The organism is Vibrio sp. St2 (assembly GCF_947311885.1).
GTDB classification, from domain to species: domain Bacteria; phylum Pseudomonadota; class Gammaproteobacteria; order Enterobacterales; family Vibrionaceae; genus Vibrio; species Vibrio coralliilyticus.
In genome coordinates this window covers 229,382-244,562 of sequence record NZ_CAMZNA010000002.1, presented here as the reverse complement: position 1 = coordinate 244,562, position 15,181 = coordinate 229,382, and the positions used below count along the sequence as shown (strand labels likewise).

Here is a 15,181-nt window from a genome sequence, read left to right as displayed (position 1 = left end):
TATTGGTAAATTGATATGCCAGAGTGGAGTAATAAAAAGCATGTATGAATTTTTAGTACGAGACTTCGATAGCGAAGGTGGATACATAAAAAAGACGACTCTGGACGGTCGGCTTCCACGCAGTCGAGAGGAATCTTATGTACCGTGGGGAGTAACATTAGACTCTAAAGTCGTTTATGCCAAAACAGGTGAACACACCGGCTTCAACGCGGGTAAGGGAAAATTCCGATTAAAACCTTATGACACGAATATAAGTCAGGCACGCCGTGCAGAAGCACAGTCGGTTCTTGGTGTAATGGCGCTCAATGTTGCAGAGTATACAGAAGAAGCGGTGAATAAGGTTTCAACTGGTATTAAGCAGTATCTTCAGGCTCATAAACGTAATGATTCTGAGGGTGTCACTGAAATGGTCAAAGCACAGATTGGTCATTATTTCTTTACTGGTGGAAGAATGGGATTTGGCCGAATCAGTGAGGAAAAAGCCAAAGATATTTCTGCCTCGGTTATTTGGGAAAAACTGATCCTAGCACTAGATAGTGGAACGCTGGAGCAAAAGCTCGCGATTCATGATGCGGTTGGGCGTAAAATTCTGCCAAAACTCAAAGGGCCTGAAGAAGTCAAATACGCGGTGTTAGCTAACAAAGTTCGAGAAGCTTGGTTTGATGACAGCCGCTATCGTGGCCGTCGTAAAAAACCTGGATCAGCAGCACCAGCAAGCACAGTAGGGGGAATTGTTCCTGCGTCGAGTCAGGATATTGTCGGAACCGTTACCCAGAGCCGCAACCGAGGTGTCGATATGTTTGAGCGAGACCCTAATAGAGAAGCCCATGCTACCGCGGATAGCTTCTATGATGATGTTGATGTTCGTAACCTCTTATTTGGGGCAGGTATTTCGGGAACAACAGGTACATTGCTTCAAGCAGCGTGCGCGTTTGGTGGTTTGCACACTTGGAATACTGAACTATGTAAACAATACATGCTGGCGATTGTTGGCTATCTAATTGGAGGCGGGATGCACAGTTTTCACGAGTCTATGGCCATTGCCCAAAAGGCCGGGATTGTAAATTACAACCCTGGCTCATACGTCGAAGTGTTACCAACCTCGTTCCTACACAGTATCAAAGGGAAAGCTTGGGTCGCTAGATATTATGATGTCTCTGTACTAGGTGCGATCCATTGGCGCTATAACTCTGGAAGATTGCCTTCTCACATTCAACGAAGTTTAGTGTCAGATTAAGCCGCTTGCGCTGAGTCAACGATTCGCTTGTATACAGGGGCTTGTCACCTGTCTTTCTGATAGCGTGATGTTGATTTTATCTATGTGCTTTTTGGCTGCGCTATTTTCTTTGCTTGTCGCAACATGTAAAGGAATACAACTGAAATGAATCGTGCTGATATGGAAAAGGTCGCGGTTTACCCGAGCCTTTTCTAATGTGTAGGTCAGCACGTTTTTGTCGACTAATATGGCGTCAACGCGTTGCTTTATCAGCTTTTCGATGCCTTCTTCTGCACTGCTGACTTCATACTTTTTGAAATTGGTAAGTTGTTCAAAATCGTCACTGTATCGGTAGCCTCTCTGAACACCAATGGTGAGCTCAGTTAAACTTTTATGACTGCTATACTGCAGTGGGCTTTCATGTCGACTCAGTACCACTATTTCATTCCAGTAGTAAGGTTGGCTGAAATAAAGAAAGCGCTCTCTTTCTCTTGTTCTCCACGCGCCCAAAATGACGTCGTTCTCCATTGTTCGCTCGCTCTTCAAAGCTCGATTCCAAGGTTGCAGCTTAATGTCGAGTTGAAAACCTGAATGTTCAAAAATATCAATCAGAATTAGCTGCGCCTTTCCTGTGTCTGGCGCTTCTTGAAAGTAAGGTGGCCATACGTCTTGTGTCCCTTTTACGGTGATTAAGGAACCCTGTGCAAGAAATGGAACAAAAGCCAGTAAAAACAACCTCATACCTTTTCAGCCCCACGTAATGAGTAAACTGTTCTTAAAATAGTCAATAAAGCGTTGATTGACTAGTTTCAAGTTGATGCCTATTTCACCAGCTTGATTTTTACAGAACGAAAGAATTCTTATCTTTAGTGCTCTAAATAATAAATTGGAGAATAGCAAAAGCCATAGCGTTGGGTGAGTGATGTTTGTGCGTTTATATAAAGCCTTGTGCTTAAGTGTTTAAGCATTTGGTTGTATCTTATCTAATTGATATTTATTACTTTAATTGTGGACTGCTCTGCGGGTCGGATGTATTTTCTGCTTTGTGGATTGATTGGTTTTGACTAAATTGATTGATCGAATTATTAATCAAAATTCTCTAAAATTTAGGTTTAATGTATCGGTTTTGTGAAAAATAGTTTGAGTACTAATTAATTTTCAGGCATTTTATATTTAATTGAACGTTCAATTAAAAAAGGAAATACGGTAATGCCTAAGGTAGGGATGCCAGATATCAGGAAGCCTCAACTGGTTCAAGCCACCATGGCAGTGATCGACAAAGTCGGCTTGCATGCTGCGAGTATTTCGCTAATTAGCAAAGAAGCAGGTGTATCGACGGGCATTGTTAATCACTACTTTGGCGGAAAGCAGGGTTTACTTCATGAAACCATGAGAGAGGTACTTCGCCAGCTTTCCACTACCGTGACTGAGCGTTTAAGTAAGCTACCAAAACATGCCCATCAACAGCGTATTAACGCCATCATTGATGGCAACTTTGTTGGCTATCAAGCTGAAAACAAAGTGGCCAAAACATGGCTAGCATTCTGGTCCTATTCTGTTCACGAACCTGAGCTCAAACGCCTTCAACGCGTCAATGAAAAGCGACTTCTCTCTCACTTGAGAATTGAGTTGAAAGCGCTGTTTGAAAAGGATCAGGCGGAAATTATTGCTCATGGTATCGCTGCCTTGATCGATGGGATATGGCTTCGCGGGACAATGAACCCAGATGGCATAGATGCCGATAAAGCCAGATTGATCATCAATGATTATCTGGACAAACAACTTACTTTCTATTCTCAAAAATAACAAAAAGTCAGAATTATCAAATGGATATGAAATCACTATACATCGATGGCAGCGCATGTAACGCAACATCGGGTGAAAGCTTTACAACTTACAACCCTGCCAATGGCGAGCCGCTGGCTACTATTGGTCAGGCGAGCCCTCAAGACTTAGAGCGTGCGATCGAATCAGCCAAGCAAGGCTTTAAAGTTTGGTCTGCAATGACTCCAATGGAGCGAAGCCGCATTCTGCTTAAAGCTGTTGCAATCTTGCGTGAGCGCAATGATGAGTTGGCTGCCTTGGAAGTGGCTGATACAGGTAAGCCGCTTCAGGAAGCGATTGAAGTGGATATCGTTACAGGTGCCGATGTTATCGAATACTTTGCTGGTCTGGTACCTGGAATGCAGGGTGAGCAGCAACCGCTGAGTGAGAATCAGTTTTTCTATACACGCCGTGAGCCACTAGGCATTTGTGCTGGCATCGGTGCATGGAACTACCCAATCCAGATTGCAATGTGGAAATCGGCGCCAGCTTTGGCAGCAGGTAATGCCATGATCTTTAAACCGTCGGAAGAAACACCGCTGACTGCTTTAAAACTAGCGGAAATTTTCTCTGAAGCAGGTCTACCTGATGGTGTGTTTAACGTTGTGCAGGGAGATCACCGTGTCGGACAAATGCTAACGGCGCACCCAGAGATTGCAAAAGTCTCATTCACGGGCGAATCGGGCACAGGCAAACTGGTTATGTCGGATAGTGCCAAGACACTGAAACAAGTCACGATGGAGCTCGGCGGCAAATCTCCAATGGTGATCTTTGATGATGCCAAGCTCGACAATGCGGTTTCTGCTGCGATGGTTGCAAACTTCTATACCCAAGGTGAAGTGTGCACCCATGGCACACGTGTTTACGTTCATGAAGCGATTTACGATGCGTTCGTTAGTCAGTTAAAAGAACGAACTGAAAAGCTTATTGTGGGTAACCCAATGGATATGGACACCCAAATTGGTGCCCTGATCTCCAAAAAGCATCTGGGCAAAGTCTTAGGGGCTATTGAAGAAGCTAAACAAAGCGGCGCGACGCTACTGACGGGCGGTTATCAAGTCAAAGACAATGGGTTGGAGAATGGCAACTTTGTTATTCCGACGGTATTCACTGATTGCACCGATGACATGTCACACGTTCAAAATGAAATTTTTGGCCCCGTTATGTCTGTTCTGAAATTCTCAGAGGAATCGGATGTGATTGAGCGAGCTAACGATACCTCTTATGGCTTAGCTGCCGGTGTATTTACACAAGACCTGTCTCGCGCGCACCGAGTGATTCACCAATTGCAAGCGGGTATTTGCTGGGTTAACACTTGGGGTGACTCTCCAGCTGAAATGCCGGTAGGTGGCTATAAGCATTCCGGTATCGGCCGTGAAAATGGACCGGAAACGCTTCGCCATTACACTCAGACAAAGAGTGTCCTAATTGAACTTGGCGATTACGCCAGCCCTTACGCTTAAGCAGCAACGGAGATAGAAAATGGAGCAACGCTACGATTATATCATCGTTGGTGCAGGTTCGGCTGGTTGTGTGCTGGCTGACCGGTTGTCTGAAAGTGGCGAGTATCAAGTGCTTCTGCTTGAAGCTGGTGGCACGGACAAAAGTATTTTCATCCAAATGCCGACCGCACTGTCTTACCCGATGAATACAGAAAAGTACGCGTGGCAATTTGAGACCATCGCTGAAGAGGGCTTGGATGGGCGCAAGCTACATTGCCCTCGAGGTAAAGTGCTGGGTGGCAGCTCTTCGATCAACGGAATGGTTTATGTCCGTGGACATGCCTGTGATTTTGACGAGTGGGAAGAACAAGGAGCAAAAGGTTGGAACTACCAGTCTTGCTTACCTTATTTCCGACGCGCTGAATCATGGAATGGTGGTGAAGATGAGTATCGTGGAGGAAACGGTCCGGTCGGAACCTGTAATGGTAACGACATGAAGCTAAATCCACTGTACCAAGCCTTTATTGAAGCGGGTAAAGAAGCGGGTTATCCGGAAACTGCGGATTACAATGGTTATCAGCAGGAAGGTTTTGGCGCTATGCACATGACGGTGGATAAAGGTGTCCGTGCTTCCACCTCTAACGCCTACTTAAGGCGCGCACTGAAACGTTCTAACCTGACACTGATTAAAGGTGTTGTCGCCCACAAGGTGTTACTGGATGGCAAAAAAGCGATTGGCGTAGAGTTCGAACGCTCTGGAAAAGTCGTCAAGAGTTATGCCAATAAGGAGGTGGTATCGAGTGCAGGCTCAATCGGCTCAGTTCAACTGTTGCAATTGTCTGGCATTGGACCTGAATCAGTGCTCAAAAATGCCGGTGTCGAAGTAAAGCATGATTTACCGGGAGTAGGTGAGAATCTTCAAGATCACCTTGAGGTGTACTTCCAGTACCACTGTGAAAAACCGATTACGCTCAACAGTAAACTAGGTCTCGTAAGCAAGGGGATGATCGGTGCAGAGTGGATCCTGACCCGTAAAGGCTTAGGCGCAACTAACCATTTTGAGTCATGCGCATTTATCCGTTCTCGCAAAGGACTGAAGTGGCCGAACATTCAATATCACTTCCTGCCAGCGGCGATGCGCTACGATGGTCAGGCGGCGTTTGATGGTCATGGCTTTCAGGTTCATGTAGGTCCGAACAAACCACAGAGCCGCGGAAGTGTAGCTATCACCTCTGCTAATCCAAGTGACAAACCAAAGATCGAGTTTAACTACATTTCAACGGAGCAAGACCGCCAGGACTGGCGTGACTGTATTCGTCTGACCCGTGAAATCCTTTCTCAACCTGCCATGGACGCCTATCGCGGTAATGAAATCCAGCCGGGTGAAACCATAGTTTCTGATGAGGCGATTGATGAGTGGGTGAAACAAAATGTGGAAAGTGCCTACCACCCATCATGCAGTTGTAAGATGGGAGCAGAAGATGACCCGATGTCGGTATTGGATGAGCAATGTCGAGTCCGTGGTATCGAAGGACTGCGAGTTGTGGACTCTTCTATCTTCCCAACGATTCCAAATGGCAACCTCAACGCACCGACCATCATGGTCGCGGAACGTGCTGCTGATTTGATATTGGGTAAGCCTCTGATTGAAGGGAAAGAATTACCAGTATGGATTGCTCCGGACTGGGAAAAAAAACAGAGAACCAAGACACCGAAAAGAGACGTGTCGTCTATCTCGTAAAGTCAGCAAATATTATAAGGAAATTATTATGTCTATGATGACAAAAACGCTGTCGACTATCGCTCTTAGTACGATGGCAACAGCGGCATATGCCAACCAGTGTGAAACCGTTCGATTTGCGGACGTAGGCTGGACTGATATTACCGCTACAACAGCAGTAACCAGCGAACTACTTAAAGGCATGGGTTACAAAACGAAAACAGATTTGTTGTCTGTACCCGTCACTTACTCATCAATGGCAAACGGTGATATCGATATCTTCCTTGGCAACTGGATGCCAACCATGGAGGGAGATATCGCTAAATACCGTGAAGCAGGAACAGTAGAGACAGTTCGAGCAAACCTTGAAGGTGCGAAATACACGTTAGCCGTACCTAAATATGTTTATGACGCGGGCGTAAAAAGCTTTGCTGACATAGCAAAAAATGCCGACAAATTTAAAGATCGTATTTACGGCATTGAACCTGGTAATGATGGCAACCGCCTGATTCAGTCAATGATTGATAGTGATGCGTTTGGCCTTAAAGATTTCAGCCTCGTTGAGTCTAGTGAGGCGGGTATGGTTTCGCAGGTATCACGAGCGGCTCGTCGCAACCAGTGGATTGTTTATCTCGGTTGGGCCCCACACCCAATGAACAGCAATGTTGATATGGAATACCTAGACGGTGGCGATGACTTCTTCGGCCCGAACTACGGTGGTGCGAATGTATACACCAACGTACGTTCTAACTATCTAAATGAATGTCAAAACGTGGGTCAGCTGCTTCAGAATCTAGAATTTAGCCTAGAGATGGAGAACGAGTTGATGGAAGCGATCCTTAACCAAAACGTCAAACCATCAAAAGCGGCTCTAAAGTGGCTGCAAGCGAACCCAGAGCAAGTGAAATCTTGGCTTAAGGGTGTGAAGACTCTTTCTGGTAGTGATGCAGTTGAAGCTGTAAACAACTACGTCAAATCAAATGCATAAAGTGACTAGGTGGGCGTTTTCGCCCACCTAACAACGTAAGGTTTTATTGTGAATTTTATTACCAACAACAAAATCCCTGTGGGTGAATGGATGGAAACGGGCGTCGACTGGCTGACAATGAATGCAGCAGGCTTTTTCGACTCTGTTTCTTATTTTCTGGAAACCATCATTCTTTTTGTTGTCGATATTTTTAAATGGATGCCACCGGCGTTGCCTATTCTTCTTACCGCGGCTATTGCTTGGTATCTACATCGCAGCATTCCTTTAGTGCTGTTTATTATCGGTGCACTTTTAACGATTCTGAACCTTGGCTACTGGCAAGAAATGCTGGAAACCTTTGTCTTAGTATTTGCTGCGACAACGATTTCCGTATTAATTGGCGTTCCAGTTGGCGTAATGGCAGCACATCGTCCGTGGTTATATACCTTATTGAGGCCAATATTGGACTTGATGCAAACCGTTCCTACTTTTGTGTACCTGATACCTACTTTGGTGTTGTTTGGTTTGGGCATCGTTCCTGGGCTAATTTCGACCATCATTTTTGCGATCGCTGCGCCTATCCGCCTGACTTATCTGGGGATTACCAAAGTGCCGGAAGAGTTGATCGAAGCAGGGCAGGCATTTGGTGCCAGCAAAATGAAACTGTTATTCAAGGTGGAACTACCTGCGGCGCTACCAAGTATTATGGCGGGTATCACCCAATGTATTATGTTGTCGCTTTCTATGGTGGTGATTGCTGCTCTAGTCGGGGCAGATGGTCTGGGTAAACCCGTTGTTCGTGCTTTGAATACAGTGAATATTTCTCAGGGCTTTGAAGCCGGTCTCGCTATTGTGCTGGTTGCGATCATCCTAGATCGCTTGTGTAAATCTCCAAATCAGAAGGAAGTGTAATCATGGATGCGATTAAGATTCAGAACCTTGATGTTGTATTTGGTGATCAGCCGCAGAAGGCCTTATCTCTACTGGATGAAGGAAAAGCACGTCAGGAAATTATCGATCAAACAGGGCAAGTCGTGGGTGTCGATAACGTCACCATGAGCGTTAAAGAAGGCGAAATCTGTGTGTTAATGGGTTTATCTGGTTCAGGTAAATCAAGCCTACTTAGGGCGGTGAATGGCTTGAACTCTATCAGCCGCGGCTCGTTACAAATCAAGGATGGCGATAATCAGGTCGAGCTCTCTTCTTGCAATGAAGAAACGTTAAGACACCTGCGCACTCATAGAGTATCTATGGTATTCCAGAAGTTTGCCTTAATGCCATGGCTGACCGTGCTCGACAACGTTGCATTTGGTCTTGAAATGCAAGGAATGCCAAAAGCTGAACGACGAGCGAAAGCACGTGAGCAGCTGGAAATGGTCGAGCTTTCAGACTGGGAGCACAAGTATCCGCATGAGTTATCTGGTGGTATGCAGCAGCGTGTTGGCTTAGCAAGAGCGTTCGCCATGGACACCGATATTCTCTTAATGGACGAGCCGTTTTCAGCGCTAGACCCATTGATTCGTGCGCAATTGCAAGATGAGCTTATCCAGTTGCAGAAAAAGCTCAATAAGACGATTCTGTTTGTCAGCCATGATCTCGACGAAGCACTTAAAATTGGCAACAACATTGCCATTATGGAATCGGGAAAACTGATTCAGCACGGTAAGCCCGAGCAAATCGTGCTATCTCCAGAAAACGACTATGTTAAAGACTTTGTCTCTCACACGAACCCGCTTAACGTGCTAAAAGGTCGTTCTCTGATGCAACCCGCGAGTGAGTTAGAACAGGAAGACGCGAGATGGCAGATCTGTCCGATGAAGAAAGTCTGGGTTGAAGAACGTAATAACCAACTGCATCTAGACAACAAAGCCGACCTTAAATTGGTTGATTGGCGCGATGATGAGATAGAACTGAGCGACATCGATAAAGAATCTGTGGTGATCGCTAGCCCAGACATCGGTATGCGCGAGGCGATCAAATTAAAACAGCGAAGTGGTCAGCCAATTTTGTTAGTTGAGAATGGTGAGCTAATTGGCGTGCTAGACGACAGCGATTTTTACGCAGGCTTGTTGGGAAAGCATTATAAGCCACAAGCAGCGTAACGGTGCAGTAGAGAAAAGTAGGTGAACAACGCACAAATCACGGTGATGAACTTACCGCTCTTCTCTTAGTTAACTGTACCGTTCAGCGAACACTCAAACGAATAAATAATGGCTAAGTTATCTGAGCTTAGCCATTAGAGCTAAACCTCAGTGGCTGAACAGATCCGTGCGAATAAACTGATCAATTTGTTTTGGCACGAAAGAGGTGTAGATCATACTCGTGTGAGCACTATGAACTTCAATATGATCGGTCATGCCGTCTATCGTGGTTTCTTCAACCGTCACCGTTCCATCCGATAATGTCTGATTCCCCATCATTAACAAGGCTCTGGCTCCTACGGCCATAGTACCAGCAATGCTGCCCAGCTTTTGTGGGAAGCGCCAGACGTCGTCGTGTTCTTCCAGTCCAAAGTCTGCTGCGTTACCCAAGACGGCCCCGATCCCTAAATCTTGAATACGACTAACAATCGATGCACCCCGCAAAGGTGAGCCAACGGCAACAACGTGTGAAATTTGTTTTTCGTCTGGTCGCCGAGAGGCAAGGTAATGTTTGATTATCAGGCCACCAAGGCTATGGCCGACCAAAACGTTAGGCTCGGTGTGAGAGAGTGCTGAGTCTATGGTGCTGAAAACTTTATGCTCATCAATAGACACACTGTTGTAGCTAATGGTTTGAGTGTTATAGCCATAAGAACGCAGCTTTTGGCTAAGTGGCTGCATCGCGATTCCGTGCATGTACAGACCATGAAGAATGATTATTTTCATCGGATTCCTCACTACAAAATCTATGTTTTATTTTGCCAACTCTGCTCAATGTAAGCCAGCGACAGATTGGATATATGATGCTCAGCTGACAATAATCGTGCAGTGATTTAGAGAGAGTACTCAGTGATAAGCCGCTAAATCGACAACGTGGTGTTTAGCGGCAAATGATTAGATCGCCTGATTAAGTGCGAGTGAAACGGAAAGTCTGTAATTTGGTTTGCTGACCATCGATGAATGCGTAGCTGTCGATAGTCCAGATATTGTTTCCGGCGAAGCCAAGCTCAACATGAATGTCTGCCGAATTCATCCCCTCGTAAATAACGTCATTTACATTGGTCGGATAGAAGTTGTAACGGTTTGCTTGTGGTTGAAACTCTCCCGCAAAATTGACCGCGACGGATTTTGCGTTGTTAACTAGGTTTAACTGGTAGCCTGATTCCGGATTGAAAGAGAACTCCGCGGTAAAGTTGATGCCTTGTTCATTAACTAAGGTCACATCGGCTTGAGTGGTTCTTGCGAGTTTTCCCTCTGCATTAATTGGCTCTAGACCAGAAAGCTCCTGATGATGGTTTTGGATGTTTACATTCCAGTTTCCAACAAAGTTATCCAACTGCTCCCAATTTTGTGTTTTGCTGCTGTCGTTGTTCCCGTTGGCTATATTAGCAATGGCTTGATCCCTGCTTTCTGAACGAATCCCTTCGCGGTTGTTTTGAATGTCGGCTGATGCACCAGTAACGCCACCGGCGACCCCTCCGGCCACCGCGCCTTTCATTGCGAGTTCAGCGTCACCAGTTAAAGCCCCAAGTGTTAAACCAAGAAGCGCACCGCCAGCAGCTCCTTGTTTTGTGAGCGCGTTTGGATCATCTTCGCCCGGGGTGACACAACCAGCTAAAAGAGGTAGAGAAATTGCCGCAGCCAGTGAGGTCTTCAAAAATGTATTCATAATATTTGCCTTAAAAAACATCGTTCAAAATGATTAAGACAGACTATCTACGAAATGTCAGAGAACGGTTATGAACAGTGTTCTATTGTGTGTCGAGATGTTTCTTTTACATGCAGGAAGTAAGCTTTAGTAGGGTAGGCAATAGTTGCCTACCCTGAAAGTACTTGGATTAAATATAGATTTTGCTTTTCGAGTAAAGGACGGCGTCGCCGGACACAATTACAGACTCGTCTTGTACATGGCAATAGAGTGTTCCACCTCGTTTTGAAGCTTGATAGGCCACGAGATTGGATTTGCCAAGTTGCTCAGCCCAGTAGGGAGCCAGTCCGGCATGAATGGAACCCGTGACGGGATCTTCACAATCACCAACATCGGGCCAAAAGTAGCGAGAGATAAAATCATACTGTTGGCTTTTGGCTGAAATCACCAAGTCATAAGGTGCCAGCTTTTCTAAATATTCACGGCGAACCTGAACCTCAATGATATCTTGCTCACTCTCATAGAAAGCGAAATAGGCCTGTGGGCTTTTTAGTACTTGGCTTGGTTGAATAGAAAGTGCTTCCATCACTTCCGGCGGTACTTCAGATTCGAATGGCTTCCGATTTGGGAATGTCATTAATATTCGCCCAGACAGGTCTTTTTCAACTTCTAGTGAGCCTACATGTCTTGTTTCAAACTCGATTTTTCCATTCAGAGCGAAAAATTGATAAAGCACATACGAGGTGGCGAGTGTCGCGTGGCCACAAAAGTCGACCTCTGCGACGGGAGAAAACCAGCGAATCTCATACCGGTTAGCACCTGTGGGTTTAACAAAAGCAGTTTCAGAAAGATTATTTTCTGCTGCAATGTTTTGCATTATTTCATCGCTGAGCCAATCAGCTAGAGGAACTACTGCCGCGGAATTCCCTTTAAAGCGTTGAGTTGTAAATGCATCGCAGGTGAACATCTCCAGTTCCATACTTCTCTCCAATCATTTTTATGTATGTATTATTTAAACTATATTCCCATGAATGATCATTTGTAATGGTTTACACACCGTGAGTGGGAGTGTCTTCGCAAAGGATAATACTTTTGTTACATGCTGTTAATAGGAACTGGGATGGACGTAAGAATTAGGAAGGGAGAAAGTTAGGCAGCACAGCATGATGAATGTGCTGCCCAAGTTGTTATTTGAAGTTAACCAGAGATTCCCTAGTCAGTTCTTGAATATTTTTCGCGCCAGTGAGTGTCATGGCAACACGCATCTCCTTTTCGTACAGATCGAGAAGGTTTTCTACACCTGCTTGCCCTTGTGCTGCGAGTGCATAGATGTAAGAACGGCCTAGCATGGCGCAATCTGCACCCAAGGCGAGCATTCGGACTACATCAAGGCCAGTGCGAATACCAGAATCAACAAAGATCTTCAGATCACCTTTTACGGCATCAGCAATACTTGGCAATGCTTTAGCAGATGACATAACTCCATCTAACTGGCGACCGCCATGGTTGGAAACTACAATGCCATCAGCGCCAAATTTAACGGCATCTTTTGCGTCCTGCTCATCTAGAATTCCTTTGATGACCATGGGACCGTCCCAGAAGTCACGAATCCACTCTAGGTCTTTCCATGAGATGGAAGGGTCAAAGTTTTCACCTAACCAGCCAATGTAGTCTTCGAGTTTTGTTGGCTCACCGCGGTAGGTTGAAATGTTGCCTAGATCGTGCGGCTTACCAAACAGACCGACATCAAATGCCCAAGAAGGATGACGCATTGCTTGAAAGACTCGGCGCATTGCGGCATTTGGTCCGCTCATACCAGAATGCATGTCACGATAGCGAGCCCCCGGCACTGGCATATCAACCGTAAAAACGAGCGTTGTGACTCCGGCTGCTTTCGCGCGTTCAAGTACGTTTTTCATGAACCCGCGGTCTTTCAAAACGTAGAGCTGAAACCACATGGGTCTTGCGAGCTCTGGTGTGACTTCTTCAATAGGGCAGACGGACACTGTCGACATCGTAAATGGGATGCCTTTGTTTTCTGCAGCAATGGCGGCCTGCACTTCACCACGTCTCGCGTACATGCCAGTTAGACCAACTGGAGACAGAGCAATAGGTAGAGCGAATTTTTCACCAAAGATTTCGGTTTCCAGATTCAGATCAGACATGTTTTTGAGAACACGTTGTTTGAGGGCAATATCTGCGAGATCTTCGGTATTGCGTCTTAACGTGTGCTCTCCATAAGAACCACCATCAATATAGTGGAATAAGAACGGCGGAAGTTTAGATTTAGCCGCTTTGCGGTAGTCTGTTGAAGCTGAGATGATCATAAATTCAGTCCTACATTTACATATTGGGGGCCTAGATAAGGCTGGAACGACATCTTTATTAGATTAAAAAGGCGTTAATACCCGCAATTATTCGACACTAGTGTCCAGTCTTGTCATGGACAGGTATTAACGCGAAAAGGTTTACTTCATTAGAGCATCGGTAATTTGGATACCATAAATGGCAACCAGACCAATAACGCCAGTCACTACAAGATAGTAGAACGTTGGGATAACGGTCTTGCGCAGCGTCGCACCTTCACGACCCAGAAGGCCGACGGTTGCTGAAGCCGCTACAACGTTATGAATCGCAATCATGTTACCTGCTGCCGCACCAACGGCTTGAAGAGCGACGACGACTGCACTTGAAATAGATAGCGTCTGAGCAACTTCAAACTGGAACTGGCTAAACATCATGTTAGAGACGGTGTTTGAGCCCGCGATGAATGCACCCAAAGCCCCAACTGTGGCACTGAGTGCTGGGAACGCTTCACCCACTAAACCTGCAGCGAAGTTTGCGGTAGTAACAGGCATACTTGCTAAATCAGCACCGTTGATTCCAGAGTTGATAAAGATACGTACCATTGGGATGGTAAACACAAGTACGAAGCCTGCACCAATCAGTGTCTTACTCGATTCACCAAACGCTTTCGTCAATGGGGTAGCACTGCGTGCTTGAAGAAGTACTGCAATCAAAGCGACAAACACTAAGATGCCACCAGGCAGATATAAAGGTTGGATAGCAGTACTGATACCAGCTTCACCAAGAATGTTGCCAAACGACAAACTTACACTACGCAGCATGGCTTTGAACTCAGCGCTGACGCGACTTGCTACTAGGACGACAGCTAGAAGCACGTATGGCAGCCACGCCATAACCATGCTCATCGGCTTGTCTTTAGAATCCGCCAGATCAATCTTAAGAGAGCCTAACCATTCAGCAGGCCATTTCTTCTCGTCTTCAAAATCCCACGTTGATTTAGGAACAAGGAAGCCACGCTTAGCAGCAGAAACCACGATCGCTAAGCCAGCCAGACCACCGATAAGTGATGGGAATTCTGCGCCCAAGAACACACCCGTTAATGCGTACGGAATAGTAAAAGCAAGGCCTGCGAAAATGGCAAATGGAAGAATGTCTAGGCCTTCTGTCCAGCTTCTGTTCTTGCCAAAGAAGCGCGTTAGCATCATCGCCATCAGTACAGGAATCAGAGTACCCACAGAAGCGTGGATTAGCGCAACGCTGGACGTTATCTGCTGAAGGTATGCGTCCCAGTTTGAACCGTTAGCCACAAGCGCTTCAGTAATGTTGTGTGTGTCTAAGCCTTTGTTCACGCCGACAATGATCGGGGTTCCTACAGCACCGAAAGACACGGGTGTAGACTGAATCATCATGCCCATTAGAACGGCAGCAAGAGCAGGGAAGCCAATCGCGACCAGAAGCGGAGCAGCAATGGCAGCTGGGGTACCGAAACCAGAGGCGCCTTCAATGAATGAGCCAAAACACCAAGCGATGATGATCGCCTGAACTCGACGGTCTGGCGAGATATTGGTAAATCCATTGCGGATGGTTGAGATCGCACCAGTATGCTTCAGCGTGTTGAGCAGGAAAATGGCGCCGAAAACAATCCATAGAACAGAGACAGTGATGCCTAATCCTTGGAAAATAGAGGCAAGAACTCGGGTAGTAGACATATCCCAGAAGAATAGGGCAATAACAACCGTCAATCCGAAAGCGACAGGCATTGCGCGTTTAGCTGGCCAGTTGAGACCGACTAATAATATAGCCGCAACAACTATCGGCGAAAAGGCCACTAAGGCCAGTAAAGTTTCACTCATTGGTACATCCTCGTACAGGCTTTTACTTTTACAAATCAGGATTCTCTAGAATCTCTTGGATTT

General features: G+C 45.9%; 13 protein-coding genes. 7 read left to right on the top strand and 6 right to left on the bottom strand.

From position 1 onward, the window contains the following. The first annotated feature begins 40 nt into the window (after window positions 1-40). Complete coding sequence (locus tag QMA41_RS07610; protein WP_040121739.1) at window positions 41-1,237, top strand: hypothetical protein; 1,197 nt, start codon at window positions 41-43, stop codon at window positions 1,235-1,237. 15 nt (window positions 1,238-1,252) lie between these two features. Here the strand turns inward: QMA41_RS07610 and QMA41_RS07605 are convergent, their stop codons facing one another. Further along, the gene (locus QMA41_RS07605) at window positions 1,253-1,957 is read right to left on the bottom strand and encodes a transporter substrate-binding domain-containing protein (RefSeq protein ID WP_281629286.1); all 705 of its coding nucleotides are present in this window, start codon (window positions 1,955-1,957) and stop codon (window positions 1,253-1,255) included. Between the two features lie 468 nt (window positions 1,958-2,425). On the opposite strand from QMA41_RS07605, the gene betI reads away from it, so the two are divergent. The 6 genes from betI to choV are packed head-to-tail and all read left to right on the top strand — an operon-like array spanning window position 2,426 to window position 9,271. Further along, window positions 2,426-3,022 carry a transcriptional regulator BetI gene (betI, locus tag QMA41_RS07600; RefSeq protein ID WP_006961215.1) on the top strand — a complete coding sequence of 199 codons (597 nt, stop codon included), beginning with the start codon at window positions 2,426-2,428 and terminating at the stop codon, window positions 3,020-3,022. Between the two features lie 20 nt (window positions 3,023-3,042). Next, window positions 3,043-4,503: a betaine-aldehyde dehydrogenase gene (gene betB, locus QMA41_RS07595; RefSeq protein ID WP_281629285.1), complete on the top strand. Its 1,461-nt coding sequence runs from the start codon at window positions 3,043-3,045 to the stop codon at window positions 4,501-4,503. A 19-nt stretch (window positions 4,504-4,522) separates the two neighbouring features. Further along, a complete protein-coding gene (betA, locus tag QMA41_RS07590) occupies window positions 4,523-6,223 on the top strand; it encodes a choline dehydrogenase (protein WP_281629284.1) in 1,701 nt (566 codons plus the stop codon). Window positions 6,224-6,251: 28 nt separating this feature from the next. Next, on the top strand, window positions 6,252-7,190 hold the full coding sequence (locus QMA41_RS07585; protein ID WP_019274370.1) for a choline ABC transporter substrate-binding protein: 939 nt from the start codon (window positions 6,252-6,254) through the stop codon (window positions 7,188-7,190). A 48-nt stretch (window positions 7,191-7,238) separates the two neighbouring features. Then, complete coding sequence (gene choW, locus QMA41_RS07580; protein ID WP_006961210.1) at window positions 7,239-8,081, top strand: choline ABC transporter permease subunit; 843 nt, start codon at window positions 7,239-7,241, stop codon at window positions 8,079-8,081. A 2-nt stretch (window positions 8,082-8,083) separates the two neighbouring features. Beyond that, window positions 8,084-9,271, top strand: coding sequence for a choline ABC transporter ATP-binding protein (gene choV, locus QMA41_RS07575; protein ID WP_281629283.1), 1,188 nt, complete (start codon window positions 8,084-8,086; stop codon window positions 9,269-9,271). 147 nt (window positions 9,272-9,418) lie between these two features. Here choV and QMA41_RS07570 read toward each other — a convergent pair whose 3' ends face one another. From QMA41_RS07570 to QMA41_RS07550, 5 genes are all read right to left on the bottom strand, one after another. Then, complete coding sequence (locus QMA41_RS07570; RefSeq protein WP_281629282.1) at window positions 9,419-10,036, bottom strand: triacylglycerol lipase; 618 nt, start codon at window positions 10,034-10,036, stop codon at window positions 9,419-9,421. Between the two features lie 181 nt (window positions 10,037-10,217). After that, window positions 10,218-10,979 (bottom strand): hypothetical protein, encoded by a 762-nt coding sequence (locus tag QMA41_RS07565; RefSeq protein ID WP_281629281.1) that lies wholly within the window; start codon window positions 10,977-10,979, stop codon window positions 10,218-10,220. A gap of 169 nt (window positions 10,980-11,148) precedes the next feature. Continuing rightward, complete coding sequence (locus QMA41_RS07560) at window positions 11,149-11,937, bottom strand: PhzF family phenazine biosynthesis protein (RefSeq protein WP_281629280.1); 789 nt, start codon at window positions 11,935-11,937, stop codon at window positions 11,149-11,151. Between the two features lie 208 nt (window positions 11,938-12,145). Continuing rightward, the gene (gene lldD, locus QMA41_RS07555; RefSeq protein WP_064486423.1) at window positions 12,146-13,285 is read right to left on the bottom strand and encodes an FMN-dependent L-lactate dehydrogenase LldD; all 1,140 of its coding nucleotides are present in this window, start codon (window positions 13,283-13,285) and stop codon (window positions 12,146-12,148) included. 141 nt (window positions 13,286-13,426) lie between these two features. Continuing rightward, the gene (locus tag QMA41_RS07550) at window positions 13,427-15,118 is read right to left on the bottom strand and encodes an L-lactate permease (RefSeq protein ID WP_281629279.1); all 1,692 of its coding nucleotides are present in this window, start codon (window positions 15,116-15,118) and stop codon (window positions 13,427-13,429) included. Between the last annotated feature and the right edge of the window lie 63 nt (window positions 15,119-15,181).